Consider the following 21,488-nt stretch of genomic DNA (forward strand, 5'->3'; position numbering starts at 1 on the left):
GGTCAGCCTCCCATCACGTGGCGGATGATGAAGACGGTGACAAAGGCGGTGGCCATGAAGGTGGCGACCGCGACGAACGAGCGAGGCGACAACCGCGCGATGCCGCAAATGCCGTGCCCGCTCGGGCAGCCGCCGCCGAAATGCACGCCGATGCCGACCAGGAAGCCGCCCACGACGAGCGCGGCCGTTGGGACCGGCACGCTGAACGGGATCTGCTTGCCGGCAAGCACCAGGAGCAGGGGAGCGGCGATAGCGCCTGCGAGAAACACGGCGCGCCACTGCCAGTCGGCCGACAGCGGCGGGATGACGCCGGTCAAGATGCCGGTCATGCCGGCGATGCGGCCGTGCAAAGCCATGAGCAGCACCGCCGACAGGCCGATGAGGGCGCCGCCAAGCAGAGACTGGAGAGGCGTGAAGTCAGTCATGGAAAAGCCAATCCGAATTGCGTTAACCGCTGTTCAGCAGATAGACATTTCCGTACGCGAATCCAGCCGGAACTTGGTCCGGCCGGAGGGAGTGACCGTTTCCGCGCCTGGGTTGAGCTCAGCTCCCCAGGATCGCGCCTTTGATCTGAGTGATGTTGTTGTGCATCATGTCGATATAGGTCGAGGCTGGGCCGTCCGACCCCGAAAGCGCGTCCGAATAGAGCGTCCCGCCCACCTTGATGCCCGTCTCGCCGGCGATCTGCTCGATCAGCCGCGGATTGGTGATGTTTTCCACGAAGATCGCCGCCGCCTTGTCTTGCTTGACCTGTTCGACCAGCTTGGCGACATCGGCGGCCGACGGTTCGGAATCGGTCGAAATGCCTTGCGGCGCGAGGAAGGTCAGCCCGTATTCGTGCTCGAAATAGCCGAAGGCGTCATGCGAGGTGATGACGACGCGCTTCGCTTCGGGGATCGACTGGATTGCCGCTTTCACTTCGCCTTCCAGCGCATCGAGCTTGGTGGTGTAGGCGGCTGCGTTGGCCTTGTAGCTGTCGCAGCCTTCGCTGTCGGCTGCGCAGAACGCCTCGGCGATGTTCTTCACATAGATCCTGGCGTTGGCAATCGACTGGAAGGCATGAGGGTCGGTGACGGTCTTGCCGCCGCCGGTGCCTGCGCCTTCGGCGGCGTCCGCATCGGCGAATTCCGGCTTGAAGTCGATCGGGGTGATGCCTTTGGTCAGCGTCACGATCGCAGCCTTGGTGGCGCTAGCGTCGACCAGGCGCTGCAGGAAACCCTCGAAATGCAGGCCGTTTACCAGCACCACGTCGGCTTTGGCCATCGCCACAGCGTCAGCCGGGCTCGGCTCATAGACATGCGCGTCGCCGTCCGGGCCGACGATGGTGGTGATGTTGACGCGGTCGCCGCCGACATTTTTGGCAAAATCGGCAATGACGGTGAAGCTCGCCACGACCTTGAGCGGCGCCGCGAAGGCCGACGAGGTTGCGAATGCGCTTAATGTTATAACGCTCAACGCCAAAGCGGCATGGAAGGATTTCAACATTGGGGACGGTCTCCTTGCTTGGGGATTGGGATCAGGCAGTCCGGTGTCGGTGATGCACGATGCGGGCGCGCAGCACGCCGCGCGTGCCGAACAGGATCGAGCAGAAATAGATGACGCCGGCCGAAAGGATGATCGCCGGGCCGGAGGGCAGCGACGCGTGATAGGACAAAAGCAGCCCGGCAACGCAGGAGCCAAAGCCGATCAGCACCGCCAATACGCACATCGGCTCGACACGCACCGTCCAGAAGCGGGCGGCGGCGGCGGGCAGCATCATCAGCCCGACCGAGAGCAGCGTGCCCAGCGCCTGGAAGCCGCCGACGAGGTTGAGCACGACCAGCCCCAGGAAGATGAAATGCACCGGGCTGCCCATGCGGCTCACCGAGCGCAAGAACAGCGGGTCGAGGCATTCGGCGACAAGCGCGCGCCAGAAGATGGCGAGGCAGGCAAGCGTCACCACGACGATGCCGCCGATCAGGATCAGTGCCTCATTGTTGAGCGCGAGCACCGTGCCGAAGAGCACATGCATGAGGTCGACGCTGGAGCCGCGGATCGACACCATCAGCACGCCGACGGCCAGCGAGATGAGGTAGAAGGCCGCCATCGAGGCGTCCTCGCGCTGGATGGTGAAGCGCGAGACGGCGCCCGCGCCGAGCGCGACGACGATGCCGGCGATCAGCCCGCCGACGGTCATCGGCAGGATCTCGAGCCCATAGAGCAGGAAGCCGGCCGCCGCGCCCGGCAGGATGGCATGCGCCATCGCATCGCCCGACAGGCTCATGCGCCTGAGCATCAGGAAGACGCCGACCGGGCAGGCGCCGAGCGACAGCATCAGCGAGCCGAACAGCGCCCGCTGCATAAAGGCGAAATCGGCGAAGGGTTCGATGAGCAGGCCGTAGAGGAAATCCATCACGCCGCCCTCGGTCCAGAGCCATGCTGATGGTCATGATGGTGATCATGCGCATGATCATGATGGTCGTGCCCATCGTCGTCATGGGCGTGATCATGTCCGCTCGGCTCGCACCAGGGCGCGTTCTCTTCCCACGCCTCGTGGAAGCGCCGCGCCTTGAGCAGGTTTTCCGGCCGCAGCGTTTCCTTCGTGTTGCCCCAGGCGACGGGCTGGCGCGCGAGCAGCAGCGTCTCCGGGAAATTCTGCCGCACCAGATCGAGATCGTGCACCACGACCATGATCGTGCGTTCCTCGCCATGCCAGCGTTTGATGAGCTGGATGAGGTCGCCGACCGTCTTGGCGTCGACCGCGTTGAACGGCTCGTCGAGCAGGATGAGGTCGGCGTCCTGCAAAAGCACGCGGGCGAACAGCGTGCGCTGCAACTGGCCGCCGGACAGCGTGTCGATCGGCCGCTTCTCGAAGCCGCCGAGCCCGACCGCCATCAGCGCCTTGCTGACGGACTCGCAGTCTTCCTTGGTGTAGCGCCCGAGCATGCCGCGCTTCGGCCAGAGCCCGAGCGAGACCAGGTCGACGACACGCGCCGGAAAGGAACGGTCGAGCTCCGACTGCTGCGGCAGATAGGCGGTGCGCACGCCTTGCATGCGGACCACCGCGCCTTCCATCGGCTTCAGCACGCCGACGATGCCCTTCATCAGCGTCGACTTGCCCGAACCATTGGCGCCGACCACGGCGGTCAGCGAGCCTTTGCGGACGATGCCGTTCAAATGATGGATCGCCGGATGGCTGCCGTAGCCAAGCGTCAGGTCGCGGAAGGTCAGGCAGGCATTGGTCATGAGACGTCGGTCCGCGAAATCGAATGCGTCGTCGATATGTGATGTTATTACATTAGTCAACATGGCGGCCCGGCGGAATTGTGTCACGCGCGGTCAACTCGCCGTGTAGGCCGGCCGTTCAGGACCAGACAATTGGCTCAATTGGTTTCGCGCCCGCCGGCCTTGCCCCGAGCCGGCCCGGATTCTAAAGAGCAGCGACTCCCACAATGAAGGAACCTCCAATGAGCATTCGTCGCATCGATGTCGGCCCGCGCATGAGCCAGATCGTCATCCACGGCAACACCGTCTACCTGGCCGGCCAGGTCGGCGAGCCCGGCGGCAATGTCGCCTCGCAGACCCGCGACATCCTCAAGACCATCGACGAATTGCTGGCCAAGGCCGGCACCGACAAGACCAAGATCGTGCAGGCGATCATCTGGCTGGACGACATGAAGACCTTCGCCGAGATGAATGCCGAGTGGGACAAGTGGGTGCCGCAGGGCCACACGCCCGCCCGCGCCACCGGCGAAGCCAAGCTCGCCGGCCCGGAATATCTGGTCGAGATCATTGTGACGGCGGCGCTATAAGGCGCGGCGCCGAAACTGCCAATCTCCCCCCTCGTGGGGGAGATGCCCGGCAGGGCAGAGGGGGGCGCGAAGGAACGCCAACCTTTCAATTTCAGCATATGCCCAGGTCAAGCCAGTCGAGGTTCGCGCTCTACGGCGCCCCCCTCTGGCCTGCCGGCCATCTCCCCCACGAGGGGGGAGATCACTCATCCCTGCGACGGGGTAAATCTTGCCACCAGCGTGTGGCTCTCCGCCGGATAGACGAACCGCACGTGGGTAACCGGGTGCTCGGCGCTCCAGGTACGGCGCTCGACCACCAGGCAGGGCGCGCCCGCGTCGATGTCGAGCGCGTCGGCGATCGTCTCGTCCGCCGCCATGGCGCGGATGCGGTGCTCGGCCTCGCTCCACGGAACGCGGCCGATCAGCCAGGGGCCTGGGGCGATCTCGAGGAACTCCTCCTCACCGGCCTCGGCCACCGCTGAAAGATTGATCAGGCGCTGCTCCAGCGCGAACGGCCGTTCGCCGGCAAAATGCAGGCCCTCCAGCGCAAGCACCGGCCCTGGCGCGGCAAGCCCTAGCAGCGCGCGTTCCTCGGCGCCGCTGCGCCGCTTGACGCGCTCTAGCCGCTCATAGCGATAGGGCAGGCCAAGGGCCTCGACCTCGATCCTGATGTCGTGCAACTCCAGCACCGCCGCCTGAGACTGCGGCTGGCGCACGAAACTGCCGGAACGGCGGCGGCGCTCGATCAACCCGGCCTTGGCGAGCTGCGACAGCGCTTTGTTCACCGTCATGCGCGAGCAATTGTACTGAGCCGTCAACTCGTGCTCGAAGGGTATGCGATGTCCAGGCGCCCACGCGCCGGACAAGATCTTGTCGCGGATGTCGGAGAGGATGCGCTGGTGTAGCGAGAGGCTCTCGCCGCCTTCGACATCGTCTGTCTCGACAAGGCTCATCGGACGATCCTGTTCAGCCTTGCGACAGTGCGGTCATGACTTCTCGGAACCGTCTTGCGACCGGCTCCCGCTTCGCATGCCTGCCGCCGCTGACCTGTTTCTTGCCATGCACCCAGGCGCAATCGACCTTGCTGCCATTGGCAAAGATCCAGGCATCGAGGATCGCATCGCCTGCCTTGCCGGCCAGCGATGGATGGTTTTGGTCGAGCGAGACGAGATCGGCAGGGCAGCAGGCGGCAATCCGCGACGGGCCGGCGCCTAGCGCCTGGCTGCCGCCGTCGAGCGAAGCGTCGAACAGCGCCCGCCCGGTCGAGCCGCCGGCGCGGGCCAGCACATTGCGGGCGCGGTGGACGAGGCGCTGCGAATATTCGAGCTGCCGAAGCTCGTCCGGCAGGCCGATCAGCACATTGGAATCGGAACCGACCCCGAAGCGGCCGCCATGCTCGACGAAGAGCGGGGCCGCGAAAGTGCCGTCGCCGAGATTGGCCTCGGTGATCGGACAGAGCCCGGCAATCGCGCCGCTCTTCGCCATGGCGATCGTTTCGGCCTCAGTCATATGCGTGGCGTGGATCAGGCACCAGCGTTTGTCCACCGTGGTGTTGGCAAGCAGGAATTCGACCGGACGCTTGCCCGACCAGGCAACGCAATCCTCGACTTCCTTCACCTGCTCGGCGACATGGATGTGGATCGGCCCGTCCGGTGCCATCGCCGCGACGGCATTGATCTCGTCCGGCGTTGCGGCGCGCAAACTATGCGGCGCGACGCCGACGACCGCCTGCTCCAGTGAGCGAATGCTCTCGCGGCTTTTCTCAAGCAAGCGCCCGAAGCGTTCGACATCATTGATGAATCGCCGCTGACCTTCGTTGGGCGCAGCGCCGCCGAAGGCGGAATGGGCATAGAAGACCGGCAGCAGCGTCAGTCCGATGCCGGTATCGGCGGCGGCTGCCGCAATCCGCTCCGCCATCTCGGCGATGTTGGCGTAGGGCTGTCCGTCCCGGTCATGATGCAGATAGTGGAACTCGCCGACGCGCGAGAAGCCGGCCTCCAGCATTTCGACATAGAGTTGCGCCGCCACCGCCTCGACCTGATCCGGCGTCATCGACAGCGCGAAGCGGTACATCACCTCGCGCCAGCTCCAGAAACTGTCGGCCGAAGGGCCGCGCAGCTCGGCCAATCCCGCCATGCCGCGCTGGAAGGCGTGGCTGTGCAGATTGGGCATGCCGGGCAGGACGATGGCATGGCGCTCGTCGCCGGCTTGCGCGGAAGCGCCGGCCTCGACTGTCGAGATGCGGCTGCCGTCCAAGGCGATCCTCACATTGCCCTGCCAACCGCCGGGCAGCAGCGCCTGTTCCGCAAAGATCGCCGTCACGTCCATCTCCGAATCTGAATGCCCAGGCGACATTATCACTTGCGTCGCGTTTCAATATGTATATACATAATCGCTATCCAAGCAAATGGAAAAGATGATGGGTGGAGCAAACGGGAAGAGCGGCCATCGGGTCTGGCGCAATGCGCGCCTGGCGACCATGGCCGATGGTGCGGCCGGTCTCGGTATCGTCGAGAAGGGCGCGGTCGCCGCGCGTGACGGGCTTATTGTCTATGCCGGCCCTGAGGCCGATATGCCGGCCGTTGCCGGGCAGGGCGCCGAGACCGTCGATTGCGCTGGCCGTTGGATCACCCCCGGCCTGATCGACTGCCATACGCACCTTATCTATGCGGGAAACCGCGCCAATGAATTCGAGATGCGCCTGGCCGGCGCTACTTATGAGGAAGTGGCGCGCGCCGGCGGCGGCATCGTCTCATCGGTCAAGTCGCTGCGCGCCGCCAGCGAAGACGAGTTGGTCGCCCAGACCTTGCCGCGCCTCGATGCGCTGATTGCCGAAGGCGTCACCACCGTCGAAGTGAAGTCGGGCTACGGCCTCGATGCCGACAATGAGAAGAAATCGCTGCGTGCAGCCCGCCGTCTGGCCAACGAGCGCCCCGTCACTGTACGCACCACTTGTCTCGCAGCGCATGCCCTGCCGCCGGAAGCCAAGGGCGACAAGGATGCGTTCATCGGTCTTGTCGCCGACACCATCCTGCCGGAGGTCGCCGCCGAAAATCTCGCCGACGCCGTCGATGGTTTTTGCGAGGGCATTGCGTTTTCGCCGGAGCAGATGACGCGCGTCTTCGACAAGGCCAAAGCGCTGGGCCTGCCGGTGAAGCTGCATGCCGATCAACTCTCCAACCTGCATGGCGCGGCGCTTGCGGCGCGCTATGGCGCGCTGTCGGCCGATCATCTCGAATACACCGACGAAGAGGGCGCCGAAGCGATGGCCAGGGCCGGCACGGTGGCGACGATCCTGCCCGGCGCCTATTACTTCATCCGCGAGACGAAGAAGCCGCCGGTCGATCTCTTCCGCCGCCACGGCGTGAAAATGGCCGTCGCCACGGATTCCAATCCCGGCACATCGCCGCTTACCTCGCTGCTGCTCACCATGAACATGGCCGCGACGCTGTTCGGCATGACCGTCGACGAGTGTCTCACGGGCGTCACCCGCGAGGCGGCGCGTGCGCTGGGGCTTCTGGACAAAACCGGCACTTTGGAAGCCGGCAAATCGGCCGACCTTGCGATCTGGGACATCGAGCGCCCGGCCGAACTCGTCTACCGCATGGGCTTCAACCCGCTCCATGCCCGCATCTGGAGAGGACAATGACCGAACTGACCCTGAAGCCCGGCAGCGCGACGCTTGCCGACTGGCGCGCCATCTATCGCGGCGCCGTGCCGAAGCTCGACGCCGCCTGCCGGCCGAAGATCAAGGCCAGCGCCGAGGCGGTCGCCCGCATCCTCGCCAAGGGCGAGCCGGTCTATGGCATCAACACCGGCTTCGGCAAGCTCGCCAGCGTCCGCATTCCTGGCGAAGATCTCGAGACGCTGCAGCGCAACATCGTGCTTTCGCATGCCGCCGGCGTCGGCGAGCCGATGCCCGTCGCGGTGGTGCGGCTGATGATGGCGCTGAAGCTCGCCAGCCTTGCCCAGGGCGCTTCCGGCGTTCGCGCCGAGACCATCGACCTGCTTCAAGGAATGCTCGCCAACGACGTCATTCCGGTCGTGCCGGCGCAAGGCTCGGTCGGCGCCTCGGGCGACCTCGCGCCACTGTCGCATATGACGGCGGTGATGATCGGCGTCGGCGAATGTTTTACCCCGCATGGCCGTTTCCCCGCCAAGGTCGCCTTCGTGTCGCATGGGCTGGAACCGGTGACGCTCGGTGCCAAGGAGGGGCTCGCGCTGCTCAACGGCACGCAGTTCTCGACCGCCTTCGCGCTCGCTGGCCTGTTCGAGGCCGAGACGCTCTATCAGTCGGCGCTGGTTGCCGGCGCGCTGTCGACCGACGCGGCGCGCGGCTCCGACGCGCCGTTCGATCCGCGTATCCATCTGTTGCGCAAGCATCGCGGCCAGATCGAGACGGCGGACGCATTGCGCAACCTGATGGCCGGCAGCGCCATTCGTGAATCGCACCGTGTCGGCGACGAGCGCGTGCAGGATCCGTATTGCCTGCGCTGCCAGCCGCAGGTGATGGGCGCAGCGCTCGATGTGCTGCGCAAAGCCGCCGACACCCTTGAGACCGAAGCCAACGGTGTCACCGACAATCCGCTGATCTTCGCCGAGGACGACACCGCGCTCTCCGGCGGCAATTTCCACGCCGAGCCGGTCGCCTTCGCCGCTGACATGATCGCTTTGGCCGTCTGCGAGATCGGCTCGCTGTCCGAGCGGCGCATCGCCATGCTGGTCGATCCGGCGCTGTCCGGCATGCCGGCCTTCCTGACGCCGAAGCCAGGGCTCAATTCCGGCTTCATGATCCCGCAGGTGACGGCGGCGGCCCTTGTCTCGGAAAACAAGCAGAAGGCTTATCCGGCGAGCGTCGATTCCATTCCGACTTCCGCCAACCAGGAAGATCATGTCTCGATGGCCGCCCACGGCGCGCGCCGGCTGCTCGGCATGATCGAGAATGCGACCGCCGTCATCGGCATCGAACTGCTGGCCGCGGCCCAGGGCTGCGACTTCCACCAGCCGCTTGCCTCCAGCGAGGCGTTGGAAGCGGTGCGCAAGCTGGTCCGGGCCGAAGTCCCGCATCTCGACAATGACCGGCATTTCCATCCCGACATGGAAAAGGCGATCGCCATGGTGCGCAGCGGCGCGGCGGTGAATGCGGCGGGTGCCGTGAAGCTGCCGGGGATTGCTTTGTGACCCGCCATGGTCTGAGGCGCCGAGTTCCTTCGCGCCCCCCTCTGCCCTGCCGGGCATCTCCCCCACAAGGGGGGAGATTGGCAGCTTTGGCGCCCCGCTCATTCCCGCGACGCTGGAGATTCGCGAAAGCCGTCGTGACATCTGATCTCCCCCCTTGTGGGGGAGATGCCCGGCAGGGCAGAGGGCGGCGCCGTAGAGCGCTAGCCTGCGGAGGTCTCGCATGACACCTTCTTGGCTGACGATAAAGCAAGGCACCGCTCCGCTCCTGGTCTCGATCCCGCACACCGGCATCGACCTTGCCGGCCTCGACTCCCGCCTGGTCTCCACCTGGCTCGGCCGCCGCGACTGCGACTGGTGGATCGACAAGCTCTATGATTTCGCCACCGATCTCGGCGCGACCGTCGTCCACACCGCCATCTCGCGCACCGTCATCGACGTCAACCGCGATCCTTCGGGCGTCTCGCTCTATCCCGGGCGGGCGACGACGACCCTTTGCCCGACGGACACTTTTGACGGCGATCCGCTCTACCGCATGGGCGAGGAGCCGACCCCATCCGAGATCGACGAGCGCCGCGAGACCTACTTCGTGCCTTACCACGACGCCTTGCAGGCCGAGATCGACCGGCTGCGCGGCATGCACGAAAACATCGTGCTTTACGACTGCCATTCGATCCGCTCGGTGCTGCCGCGCCTGTTCGAAGGCACGCTGCCGGTGTTCAATCTCGGCACCAATGACGGCAAGAGCACCGATCCGTCGCTGCAGGAAAAGGTGGTCGCCATCCTCGCCCAGACCGGCGAGACCTGGGTGGTCAACGGCCGTTTCAAGGGCGGCTGGATCACCAGAAGCTTCGGCCGGCCTGAGAATGGCGTCCATGCGCTGCAGATGGAGCTCTCAAATCGCGGCTATATGCGCGAGCCGAACCAGAAGGGCTCCCCGGAAAACTGGCCCGAGCCCTACGACCCCAGCTACGCGGCGCCGATCCGCGCCACGCTGAAAACCATCCTCGAAACCGCCATTGACTGGGCCGGGCGCTGACGCGCCGCCTTACTCGAAAGGGACAATGATGAACGATCCCCGCCACAACATCCGCGAAGTGCGTGCTCCCCGCGGCGACAAGCTCAACGCCCGCTATTGGACGACTGAGGCGCCTCTGCGCATGCTGATGAACAACCTCGATCCTGAGGTCGCCGAGAACCCCAACGAGCTGGTCGTCTATGGCGGCATCGGCCGGGCGGCCCGCACATGGAACGATTTCGACCGCATCGTCGCTTCGCTGAAGACGCTGGCCGAGGACGAGACGCTGCTCGTCCAGTCGGGCAAGCCGGTCGGCGTCTTCAAGACCCATTCCAACGCCCCGCGCGTGCTCATTGCCAACTCCAACATCGTGCCGCACTGGGCGACCTGGGAGAAGTTCAACGAGCTCGATAGGAAGGGCTTGATGATGTACGGCCAGATGACGGCCGGCTCCTGGATCTATATCGGCACGCAAGGCATCGTGCAGGGCACTTACGAGACCTTCGTCGAGGCCGGCCGCCAGCATTACAATGGCGACCTCAAGGGCAAGTGGATCCTCACCGGAGGTCTCGGCGGCATGGGCGGCGCCCAGCCTCTGGCGGCTGTCATGGCCGGCGCTTCCTGCCTGGCCATCGAGTGCAACCCGGATTCGATCGATTTCCGCCTGCGCACCCGCTATCTCGACGAGAAGGCCGAGACGCTGGACGAAGCGATGGAGATGATCAATCGCTGGACCAAGGCCGGCGAGGCGAAGTCGGTCGGCCTGCTCGGCAACGCCGCCGAGATCGTGCCGGAGATGTTCAGGCGCGGCATCCGCCCCGACATCCTCACCGACCAGACCTCGGCGCATGATCCGATCAACGGTTATCTGCCCAAGGGTTGGACGATGGCGCAATGGCGCGAGAAGCGGACCTCGGACCCGAAGGCGGTGGAGAAGGCGGCGCGCGCGTCGATGCGCGAGCATGTCGAGGCGATGGTGGCGTTCTGGAACGCCGGCGTGCCGACGCTTGACTACGGCAACAACATCCGCCAGGTCGCCAAGGACGAAGGTTTTGAAAACGCCTTCGCCTTCCCGGGTTTCGTGCCGGCCTATATCCGCCCGCTGTTCTGCCGCGGCATCGGTCCGTTCCGCTGGGCGGCGCTCTCGGGCGACCCGGAGGATATCTACAAGACCGACGCCAAGGTGCGCGAGCTGACCCCCGGCAACACGCATCTGCACAATTGGCTCGACATGGCGCGCAAGCGCATCTCGTTCCAAGGCCTGCCGGCGCGTATCTGCTGGGTCGGCCTCGGCGACCGCCACCGGCTCGGCCTCGCCTTCAACGAGATGGTGGCCAGGGGCGAGCTCAAGGCGCCCGTCGTCATCGGCCGCGACCACCTCGATTCCGGCTCGGTCGCCTCGCCGAACCGCGAGACCGAAGCGATGAAGGACGGCTCCGACGCCATTTCCGACTGGCCGCTGCTCAACGCGCTGCTCAACACCGCGTCCGGCGCCACCTGGGTGTCACTGCACCATGGCGGCGGCGTCGGCATGAGCTTTTCCCAGCATGCCGGCATGGTGATCGTCGCCGACGGCACGCCCGAAGCGGCCAAGCGCCTGGAGCGCGTCTTGTGGAACGATCCGGCGACCGGCGTGATGCGCCATGCCGATGCCGGCTACGATATCGCCATTGAGTGCGCCAAGGAGCACCAGCTCAACCTGCCGGGCATCCTGGGCTAAGGCGATGCGCATCCTTCGTGCCGCCGGCTACCGCGTCATGCCATGGAAGAATGGCGGCGGCACGACCACCGAGATCGCCGTTTCGCCCGACGGAGCCGGGCTCGACGATTTCGACTGGCGCGTCTCCATGGCCCGCGTCGAGACCAGCGGGCCGTTCTCGAGCTTCGCCGGCATCGACCGCACATTGTCGGTGCTGGAAGGCGAGGGGATTGTCCTCGACGTCGCCGGCCAGCCTCCGACGCGGCTGACTGCGGCCTCGGTGCCGCTCGCCTTTCCGGGCGACGTGCCGACCGGCGCGGCGCTGATCGGCGGCCCGATCACCGATCTCAACGTGATGACCCGCCGTGGCCGCATGGCTCATAGCGTCGAGCGCCGGCCGCTCTCCGGCGAGATTCGCATCGCGCCACGCGCCGACACCACGCTTGTTCTTGCCGTCGGCGCCGGCGTCACGCTCTTCACGGACGATGAGGCGAGCCTGGGACCGTTCGACACGCTGATGCTCGACCGCGACAGCCCGGAATTGGGGCTTCGGCCCGTGGGGCGGGGCCTGCTTTTCGTGATCAGGCTCCACCGCCTCGCCGCCAACCATTAACGGCTGTTGCCAAACATGATCGCGGCATGGGCGAATTATCGCCCGTCCCCTTGCATGTATCACGAAAAAGCCTGAATCCTTGCCCTGATCCAACCGGGGGCGGAGAGCGAGGGGCGTTCGCCCACGAGCTGTCGAAAGGGCACGCCCCTGTCGTGGTGCGCAAAACAAACTTTCGGCCGATCAGTCATGCAACCAATTGCAATTGAACCGGTTTTAGGGGCATTGCCGTGGCGGTGACGCCGCATTGCGCCCCCGCTTACGGAATTTTCAATGAACATTCAGACGAATCCGAACAAGATCGAACAGACAAGCGCCGGCTTCCCGGCGGTGACGGAAGCGCCGATACGCTCCAATTTCCTGCCTGAGGACCGGCTGCGCGCCTTGGGCGTCGCGCTCGCCAAGGGCGAGGTCAAGGAATTGTTCGGCCTCGCCCCGTTCGAGTTCCAGGCCCGCATCCGCGACAGTGCCAAGAAAATCCTCGAAGTCTATCGCTCGACCAATGCCGCCCAGGCCAAGGGCGAAACCATCACGCCGGCCGCGCAATGGCTGCTCGACAACAATTACCTGGTCGAGGAGACCATCTTCCAGGTCAAGCGCGACCTGCCGCGTCGCTTCTATCGCCAGCTGCCGACGCTCACGCTCGGCGACGGCACGGTGCTGCCGCGCGCCTTCGTCGTTGCCTGGAGCTATGTCGAGCATTCCGACAGCTCCGTCTCGGCCACCATGTTCAAGGCGATCGTCGAGGGCTTCCAGTCGATCGAGCCGATGAAGATCGGCGAGCTCTGGGCGCTGCCTTCGCTGCTGCGTTTCGTACTGATCGAGAACCTGCGCCGCATCGCTGTGCGCGTCGAGCGCACCCGGCAGATGCGCCATATCGCGAACGAGGTCGCCGACCGCGTGCTTGCGACCGACGACAATGCCGATCGCACCAGGATCCTGTCCAACTACAGCGCGCACGCGCAGGACACCACTTTCGCCACCCAGTTGCTCTACCGCCTGCGCGATGGGTCGCAGAATGCCGGCCGCGCGCTGGAATGGCTGGAAGGCGAGCTCGAAAAGACCGGCTCCGACGCCGAGGAGATCATCATCTCCGAGCATCAGACGCTGTCCAGCGGCAACGTCACCACCGGCAACATCATCCGCGGCCTGCGCCTCATCAACGACGTCGACTGGACGGTCTGGTTCGAAGGCGTCAGCCGCATCGACACGCTGTTGCGCGAGCGCACCGATTTCGCCGACCTCGATTTCTTCTCGCGCGACCAGTACCGCACCGCGATCGAACAGCTGGCGCGCCGCTCGGATCTCTCCGAATACCGCGTCGCCGAAAAGGCGATCGAGCTTGCCGGCCACACGCCCGGTGTTACCGACGCCTCCGGTGTGCCCGAAACCGCCGATCCCGATGTGCATACCGATGTCGGTTTCTTCCTCGTCGGCCCGCGCCGGCAGGAGCTGGAAAGGGCGATCGGCTACCGGCCGCCTTTCTATGTGACCTTCAAGCGCGGCTTCGCCAGCGCCGGCTGGCTGGGCATCGTCGTGCCGGTCTTCCTGCTGACGGTGCTGCTGTTGGTGCTGTCGGGCAGGGCGCTTGCCAATCTCGGCCTGTCGGTCGAATCGATCACGTTGATGCTGGCGCTGTTCGCCGTGCCGGCCAGCGAGGGCGCGCTCGCCTTCTTCAACACCGTGGTTGCATTGTTCCTGAAGCCGACCCGGCTCGTCGGCTACGACTACAACAAGCAGGGCATTCCGGCCGAGTCGCGCACGCTGGTCGTCGTGCCTTCGCTGATCGGCTCGCGCGACGATGTCGAGGAAAACATCCGCAACATCGAGGTGCACCACCTCGCCAACACCGCGCAAGAGATCCATTTCGCGCTTTTGTCCGATTGGCCGGATTCCAAGACCGAGATCGACGCCGCCGACATCGAGATCCTGCAATATGCCCGCGACGAGATCGCCAGGCTCAACGCGCGGTATCCGTCGGAGGGCTCGCCGCGCTTCTACCTCCTGCACCGGCGCCGGCTCTACAACCAGGCGCAGGGCTGCTGGATGGGCTGGGAGCGCAAGCGCGGCAAGCTGCATGAGCTGAACCTTCTGCTGCGCGGCGACAGCGACACCACCTTCCTGCCGCTCGACGTGCCGCTGCCGGAAAAGGTCGTCTATGTGATGACGCTGGACGCCGACACGCGCACCACGCGCGACGCGGTTTCGAGCCTGGTCGGCAAGCTCGCCCATCCGCTCAACCGCCCGCATTTCGATCCGGTCAAGCGCGTCGTCACCGCCGGCTACACCATCCTGCAGCCGCGCATCACCGCTTCGCTGACCAGCGGCGACGACGCCTCCTTCTTCCAGCGTGTCTTCTCGGCCAATCGCGGCCTCGACCCCTATGTGTTCGCCGTCTCCGACGTCTATCAGGACGTCTTCGGCGACGGGTCCTTCACCGGCAAGGGCCTTTACCATGTCGACGCCTTCGAGGCGGCGCTGAAGGACCGCATCGATGAAAACACGATCCTCAGCCACGATCTGCTCGAAGGAGCGCTCGCGCGCGCCGCGCTGATCACCGACGTCGAGCTGGTCGAGGACTATCCGACCCGTTACTCGGTCGACGCCTCGCGCCACCATCGCTGGGCGCGCGGCGACTGGCAGCTGCTCGGCTACATCTTCGACCCGCGCTCCGGCGTGCCGGCGCTGTCGCGCTGGAAGATGGTCGACAATCTGCGCCGCTCGATCAGCCCGATCTTCTGGGTCATGGCCTGCGTCGCCGGCTGGACGCTGCTGCCCTTCACCCAGGCGGCCCAGTGGCAGGCGCTTCTGATCCTCAGCCTGTTCATGGCGCCGACCTTCGACATCGTGAATGGCATCCTGCCCAAGAGCGGCGACCAGACGCCGCGCGGCCATTTCTCGGCGCTCGCCCGCGACACCGTGTTCGGCACGGCGCTTGTGGCGCTGAAAGTGCTGTTGATGGCGCATCTCGCCTGGATGATGGGCGATGCCATCATCCGCACCATCTACCGGCTCTTCGTCAGCCGGCAGAACCTGCTCGAATGGCGCACTGCCTCGCAGGCCGCCAAGGGCGGGAACGATCTCGGCGCCTATTACGGCATGATGTACGGCGCGGTGATCATCGGCGTCGTCGGCCTGGCGATTCCCGTGCTCGCCGATTCCACCGGCGCCTTCGTCGCCTTCTTCTTCGCCATCTTCTGGATCGCTTCGCCCGCCGTGGCCTGCTGGATCAGCCGCTCGGCCGAGACCGAGGACAGGCTGCGCATCTCGACCGCCGACGTTCACGCGCTGCGCACCTTCGCGCGCCGCACCTGGCACTATTTCGAGACCTTCGTCACGCCCGAGCAGCATCATCTGCCGCCGGACAATTTCCAGGAAAGCCCGGCGCCCGTGGTGGCGCCGCGCACCTCACCGACCAATATCGGCGTCTATCTGCTGTCGGTGGTGTCGGCGCGCGATTTCGGCTGGATCAGCCTGTCGGACGCCATCACCCGCATCGACGCCACGATGACGACCATCGAGAACATGCCGCGCGAACGCGGCCATCTCTACAACTGGTACGATACGACGACGCTGAAGCCGCTCTATCCGCTCTACATCTCCGCGGTCGACAGCGGCAATCTCGCCGGACATCTGGTTGCGGTTGCGGCCTCATGCGCGGAATGGGCCGAAGCGCCGTCCGTGCACCTGCAGGGCGATTTCGAAGGCATCATCGACACCGTCACCATTCTCGACGAAAGCCTGGACGATCTGCCGGACGACCGCCGGCAGTTGCGGCCGCTGCGCCAGCGCCTGGCCGACCGCCTCGACGGCATGCGCCGCGCGGTTGCGACCATCAAGGCGCAGCCCGAAATGGCGTCGATCCGGACCATCAACCTGGCCGTGCTTGCCGGCGAGATCCGCAAGCTCGCCACCGCCATCCACACAGAGGCGACCTCGCCGAAAAGCGATGTCATCGTCGACTGGGCGGCCAGGCTCGAGGCGACCTGCGAGGCGCATGTGCATGACTCGCACAATGACGAGAGCGCCGTCGCCGCATTGCGCGCGAAGCTGCTTGCCCTGCGCGAGCGCTGCCGCCGTTATGCCTTCGAGATGGATTTCTCCTTCCTGATGCGGCAGGAGCGCAAGCTGCTCTCGATCGGCTACCGGGTCGAGGAGCGCCAGCTCGACGAGAGCTGCTACGATCTGCTCGCTTCCGAGGCGCGGCTCACCAGCCTGTTCGCCATCGCCAAGGGCGACCTGCCGACCGAGCATTGGTTCCGTCTGGGACGTCCGATCGTCGAGATCGGCTTCCAGGGCGCGCTGATGTCGTGGTCGGGCTCGATGTTCGAGTATCTGATGCCGCCGTTGGTGATGAAGGAGCCGCAGGGCTCGATCCTCAATCAGACCAGCAAGCTCATCGTCAAGCGCCAGATCCAATATGCGCGCTCCAAGAACGTGCCCTGGGGCATTTCGGAAGCGGCCTACAACGCCCGCGACCGGGAGCTTACCTATCAATACACCAACTTCGGCGTGCCCGGCCTCGGCCTGAAGCGCGGCCTCGGCCAGAACACCGTGATCGCCCCCTATGCGACGATCCTGGCCGCGCAGTTCAGCCCGCGCGAGGCCGTGCAGAACCTGCAGCGCCTGCGCTCGATCGGCGCGCTTGGTCGCCACGGCTTCTACGACGCGGTCGATTTCACTCCGCAGCGCGTGCCCGAAGGCACCGACCACGCCGTGGTGCAGAACTACATGGCGCACCATTCCGGCATGTCGATCGCTGCCGTAGCCAACGCCATTTTCGAGGGCAGGCTGCGCGAGCGTTTCCACAGCGACCCGGTGATCGAGTCGGCCGAGCTTCTGTTGCAGGAGAAGGCGCCGCGCGACATTCCGACCGCAACCGTCAGGACGGAAGCCGACGAGCGATCCAAGGACGAGACCGAGGCCGAGAGCCCGGATAGCCGCGTCATCCTTGACCCGATCAAGGCGCTGCGCGCGACCAACGTCATGTCCAACGGCCGCTATTCGGTCATGGTCACCGCGACCGGCTCCGGCTACAGCCGCTTCGGCGAGCTTGCCGTCACCCGCTGGCAGCCGGATCCGAGCGAGGATCGCCTTGGCTCCTATATCTTCCTGCGCGACACCGCGACGGGCGACTGGTGGTCGGCCACCGCCGAGCCGAAGCGCGCCGAGGGCGAGCGCGTGCAGACGCTGTTTGGCGACGACAAGGCGAGCTTCACCAAGTCCGTCGGCTCGCTGCGTTCCGAGGTCGAATGCATCGTCATTTCCGAAGGCAACGGCGAAGGCCGCCGCATCACGCTTTATAATGACGGCCCGACCGACCGGCATATCGAGGTGACGTCCTTCGCCGAGCTGGTGCTTGGCAACGAGGCCTCGGACAATGCGCATCCGGCCTTCTCCAAGATGTTCGTCGAGACCGAGATCGCGCCGAACAACGGCGCGATCTTCGCCACGAGGCGCAAGCGCGACAAGAATGATCCCGACATCACGATGGTGCATTTCGTCACCGATCCGTCTGGCCCGTCGCGCGACGCCGAGGCCGAGACCGACCGGCGCGCCTTCATCGGCCGTGGCCGCACCATTGCCGATGCCGTAGCCTTCGACCCCGGCGTCAGGCTTTCCGGTGGCCAGGGCTTCACGCTGGACCCGGTGGCGGCGCTGCGCCGTCAGGTGCGCGTGCCGGCCAACAAGAAGATCTCGCTGACCTTCTGGACCGCCGTCGGCGCCAATCGCGCCGAGCTCGACGAGGCAATCGCCCGCCTCGATCACCAGGAGAGCTTCGCCCGCCAGGCCATGCTCGCCTGGACGCGCAGTCAAGTGCAGACGCGCCATCTGGGGCTCAGCCTCACCGACGCCGCCAATGTGCAGAAGCTGGCGCGCTACCTGATCTACCCCGATCCGTTCCTGCGCCTGCCGGCGGAATCCATCGCCTCGGGCCTTGGCCGTCAGTCGAGCCTGTGGCCGACCAGCATTTCCGGCGATTTCCCGATCTTCCTCGTGCGCATCGGCGACGTCGCCGATCTCGAGATCGTCGCCCAGGCGCTGCGCTTCCAGGAATATATGCGGGCGCGCGGCATGATGATCGACTTCGTCGTCGTTAACGAGCAGGCCTCGTCCTATGTGCAGGACCTGCAGCGTGCCGTGGAGACGCTGTGCGAGAACAGCCGCCTGCGCGGCCGCGAGCTCGGGCCTCGCCAGCACATCTTCGCGGTTCGCCGCGACCTGATGGACGAGCCGACCTACAAGACCTTGCTGTCGGTCGCGCGCGTCGTGCTGCACACCCGCAACGGCACGATCTTCGATCAGCTCGAACGCGCCGAGACCGCGGCCCTCCAGGCGCGCGACGCCTTGTTGCAGGCTGAAGGTGGCGCGCCGCGCGAGCCCAGTCCGCCGCTGCCCCTGCCGGTGCCGGCGAGCCAGGGTGGAACGGACATCGCCGCCGACGGCAGCGGCCTCAGCCTCTGGAACGGCTTTGGCGGCTTCGACGGCGACGGTCGCCACTATGTGACGCGGCTGACCGGACGGCGCTCGACGCCGCAGCCCTGGATCAACGTCATCTCCAACGCTTCCTTCGGCTTCCACGTCTCGGCCGAAGGCGCCGGTTTCACCTGGAGCCGCAACAGCCGCGACTACCAGCTGACGCCGTGGTCGAACGACCCGGTGTCGAACCGGCCGGGCGAGGGCTTCTATATCTATGACCAGCTGAGCGGCAAGGCGTTCTCGCCGATGGCAGCAGTGGTGCGCGATCCGTCGATGACCTATGAAACCTGGCATGGCCAGGGCTTTTCGACCTTCCGATCGAAGCGCGGGCCGCTCTCGATGGATCTGACGCAGGTGGTCGATCCCGTCGATCCGGTGAAGATCACGCGGTTGCGCATCCAGAATGCCGGCCCGGCGCCGGCGCGCCTGCGCATTTACGCCTATGCCGAATGGGTGCTGGGCGGCCACCGCTCGCGCACCGCGGCGACCATCGTGTCCTCGCGTGACGCCGCAACGGGCGCGCTTCTGGCGCAGAACCCCTATGGCCTCGACTTCGGCGAGCGCGTCGCCTTCCTGGCCGCCGCCCATCCCGTCCATTCGGTCACCGCGGACCGCTCCGAGTTCATCGGCAGGCACGGCACGACCGAATATCCGCAAGCCGTGCTTGGCGGGCTTGCGCTCTCCGGCCGTATCGAGGCGGGCGACGATCCTTGCGCGGTTCTCGCCAGCGACATCGACATTCCGGCTGGTGGCGACGTGACGCTGATCTGGCTGCTTGGCGACGCGGCAACGCCCGCCGAAGCGAGCGCGCTTGCGCAGATCCATCGCGGCAAGGATTTCGACCGGCGCCTGGCCGACAACGAACAGGCCTGGCGCGGCTTCCTTGACACCATCCAGGTCGAGACGCCGGACGAGGCGATGAACGCCATGGTCAACCATTGGCTGCCTTACCAGAGCCTGGCGTGCCGCATCCGCGCCCGCTCGGCCTTCTACCAGGCAAGCGGCGCTTTCGGCTTCCGCGACCAGCTGCAGGACACGCTCGCCCTGCTGGCGCACGACCCGAAGCTGGCGCGCGACCAGATCCTCAATGCCGCGCGCCGGCAGTTCCCGGAAGGCGACGTGCAGCACTGGTGGCTGCCGCGCACCGATGCCGGGGTGCGCACCATGATCTCGGACGACGTCGTCTGGCTGGCGCATGCGACCGCCCGCTACATCGAGGTGACCGGCGACGCCGGCATCCTCAAGGAGCAGTTGCCCTTCATCGACGGGCAGGAGCTCGGCGAGGGTGAGCACGACGCCTTCTTCACGCCCGAGATCACCAAGAACACCGCGCCGCTCTATGACCATTGCGCGCGGGCGCTCGATCTCGCCATCAAGCGCAGCAGCCCTGCCGGCCTGCCGCTCATCCTCGGCGGCGACTGGAACGACGGCATGAACCGTGTCGGCGAGGGCGGCAAGGGCGAGAGCGTGTGGCTGGGCTGGTTCCTCCTGAAGACGCTCACCGACTTCGTCCCCGTCGCCAAGGGACAGGGCGACACCAAGCGGGCGCAGGCCTGGGCCAAGCACGCGGACGCGCTGAAGCGGGCGCTGGAAAGCACCGCCTGGGACGGTCAGTGGTACCGGCGCGGCAGCTTCGACGACGGCACGCCGCTCGGCTCGCACAATTCGGACGAGTGCAAGATCGACTCCATCGCCCAGTCCTGGAGCGTGCTGTCGGGCGAGGGCGATCCTGCCCGTTCGACGACGGCCATGGAACAGGCGACCAATATGCTGGTCGACGACGAGCTCAAGATCGTCAAGCTGTTCACGCCTCCCTTCTCGAAGAGCGAGAAGGACCCCGGCTACATCAAGAGCTATCCGCCGGGCGTGCGCGAGAATGGCGGCCAGTACACCCATGCCGCCACCTGGTTCGTCATCGCGCTGGCCGAGATGGGCCGTACCGACGAGGCCTATCGCTGCTTCTCGATGCTGAACCCGGTCAACCACGCCTCGGATGAGGCGGCGGCCGAGCACTATCGCGTCGAGCCCTATGTCGTGGCCGCCGACATCTATGCCGGCGAAGGCAAGGGCGGCCGCGGTGGCTGGACCTGGTACACGGGCTCGGCCGGCTGGCTTTACCGCGCCGCGGTGGAAGGCATTCTCGGCATTGAGCGGCGCGGCAAGCAGATCACGTTTAGGCCGAAGCTGCCCGGGCACTGGGACGGCTACGCCGCGACGCTCAAGATGTTCGACGGCGAGATCAAGCTTCGCGTCATCCGCGACAAAAAGACCAAGTCGATCTCGCTAGAAGTCGATGGCTCGAAGAAAAAATCGGGCTCTTTCGAGCCGAAAGCGGGCGACAAGACCGAAGTCGTCGTCAGGATACCTGCGTAAAATCAGAGGCTTGGCTTGCCGGCCGCGCGTCCCTCGGGATGCGCGGCCGATCGCCGTTTTTTACTTGGCGCGGCCTCTGCGCCTGATCGCGTGCCTTCCTTCAGGACAGGCTAAGAAAGCGGCCTCTGATTAAAAATGTGGCAGCGGGGGCAAAGTGCCATTATTTTGCCGTAAGGCTGACATTTCACCTTTTATCTCAAACCGTTAGGTGATCACGTCAGATTTCGTGCCGTCGCTATCTTTTGTTCGCTAAATGGGAACGGAAGGGATAGATGACGCATTGTTTCGCGACACGTTAACCGATACGTGTCGAAAAATGGTGCGGTGCACAATCCGGGCATTGAGCACACAAAAGAGTTT

The 21,488-nt window shown here is 65.6% G+C and carries 13 protein-coding genes; 7 read left to right on the top strand and 6 right to left on the bottom strand.

Annotated features, from left to right (window positions below):
* Positions 1–2: 2 nt before the first annotated feature.
* The 4 genes from RFM41_RS30620 to aztA all read right to left on the bottom strand — a co-directional run bounded on the left by RFM41_RS30620 (position 3) and on the right by aztA (position 3,225).
* Positions 3–425: a YeeE/YedE family protein gene (locus RFM41_RS30620; RefSeq protein ID WP_320253046.1), complete on the bottom strand. Its 423-nt coding sequence runs from the start codon at positions 423–425 to the stop codon at positions 3–5.
* A gap of 118 nt (positions 426–543) precedes the next feature.
* The gene (gene aztC, locus RFM41_RS30625) at positions 544–1,485 is read right to left on the bottom strand and encodes a zinc ABC transporter substrate-binding protein AztC (RefSeq protein WP_320253045.1); all 942 of its coding nucleotides are present in this window, start codon (positions 1,483–1,485) and stop codon (positions 544–546) included.
* A gap of 31 nt (positions 1,486–1,516) precedes the next feature.
* Positions 1,517–2,392, bottom strand: coding sequence for a zinc ABC transporter permease AztB (gene aztB, locus RFM41_RS30630; RefSeq protein ID WP_320253044.1), 876 nt, complete (start codon positions 2,390–2,392; stop codon positions 1,517–1,519).
* The gene (gene aztA, locus RFM41_RS30635) at positions 2,392–3,225 is read right to left on the bottom strand and encodes a zinc ABC transporter ATP-binding protein AztA (RefSeq protein ID WP_320253043.1); all 834 of its coding nucleotides are present in this window, start codon (positions 3,223–3,225) and stop codon (positions 2,392–2,394) included. Before aztA ends, aztB begins: the two co-directional genes overlap by 1 nt.
* A 221-nt stretch (positions 3,226–3,446) precedes the next feature.
* On the opposite strand from aztA, the gene RFM41_RS30640 reads away from it, so the two are divergent.
* Complete coding sequence (locus RFM41_RS30640; protein ID WP_320253042.1) at positions 3,447–3,791, top strand: RidA family protein; 345 nt, start codon at positions 3,447–3,449, stop codon at positions 3,789–3,791.
* Positions 3,792–3,976: 185 nt separating this feature from the next.
* Here the strand turns inward: RFM41_RS30640 and hutC are convergent, their stop codons facing one another.
* Together hutC and RFM41_RS30650 are read right to left on the bottom strand one after the other, a co-directional pair.
* Entirely contained in the window at positions 3,977–4,723 is a 747-nt protein-coding gene (hutC, locus tag RFM41_RS30645) for a histidine utilization transcriptional repressor HutC (RefSeq protein ID WP_320253041.1), read from the bottom strand.
* Between the two features lie 13 nt (positions 4,724–4,736).
* A complete protein-coding gene (locus tag RFM41_RS30650) occupies positions 4,737–6,092 on the bottom strand; it encodes a formimidoylglutamate deiminase (RefSeq protein ID WP_320253040.1) in 1,356 nt (451 codons plus the stop codon).
* Between the two features lie 97 nt (positions 6,093–6,189).
* Here RFM41_RS30650 and hutI point away from each other — a divergent pair, with 97 nt between their 5' ends.
* From hutI to RFM41_RS30680, 6 genes are all read left to right on the top strand, one after another.
* A complete protein-coding gene (gene hutI / locus RFM41_RS30655; RefSeq protein WP_320253039.1) occupies positions 6,190–7,419 on the top strand; it encodes an imidazolonepropionase in 1,230 nt (409 codons plus the stop codon).
* Entirely contained in the window at positions 7,416–8,951 is a 1,536-nt protein-coding gene (hutH, locus tag RFM41_RS30660) for a histidine ammonia-lyase (protein WP_320253038.1), read from the top strand. The genes hutI and hutH overlap by 4 nt, the downstream gene beginning before the upstream one ends.
* 220 nt (positions 8,952–9,171) lie before the next feature.
* On the top strand, positions 9,172–9,987 hold the full coding sequence (gene hutG / locus RFM41_RS30665) for an N-formylglutamate deformylase (protein WP_320253037.1): 816 nt from the start codon (positions 9,172–9,174) through the stop codon (positions 9,985–9,987).
* Between the two features lie 25 nt (positions 9,988–10,012).
* Positions 10,013–11,686 (top strand): urocanate hydratase, encoded by a 1,674-nt coding sequence (hutU, locus tag RFM41_RS30670; RefSeq protein WP_320253036.1) that lies wholly within the window; start codon positions 10,013–10,015, stop codon positions 11,684–11,686.
* A 4-nt stretch (positions 11,687–11,690) separates the two neighbouring features.
* Positions 11,691–12,278: a HutD/Ves family protein gene (locus RFM41_RS30675; protein ID WP_320253035.1), complete on the top strand. Its 588-nt coding sequence runs from the start codon at positions 11,691–11,693 to the stop codon at positions 12,276–12,278.
* Positions 12,279–12,548: 270 nt separating this feature from the next.
* Positions 12,549–21,128 (top strand): glycoside hydrolase family 94 protein, encoded by an 8,580-nt coding sequence (locus tag RFM41_RS30680; RefSeq protein WP_320253034.1) that lies wholly within the window; start codon positions 12,549–12,551, stop codon positions 21,126–21,128.
* Positions 21,129–21,488: the final 360 nt, after the last annotated feature.

Origin of the sequence: Mesorhizobium vachelliae (assembly GCF_033977325.1) — a bacterium.
GTDB classification, from domain to species: Bacteria; Pseudomonadota; Alphaproteobacteria; order Rhizobiales; family Rhizobiaceae; genus Mesorhizobium; species Mesorhizobium vachelliae.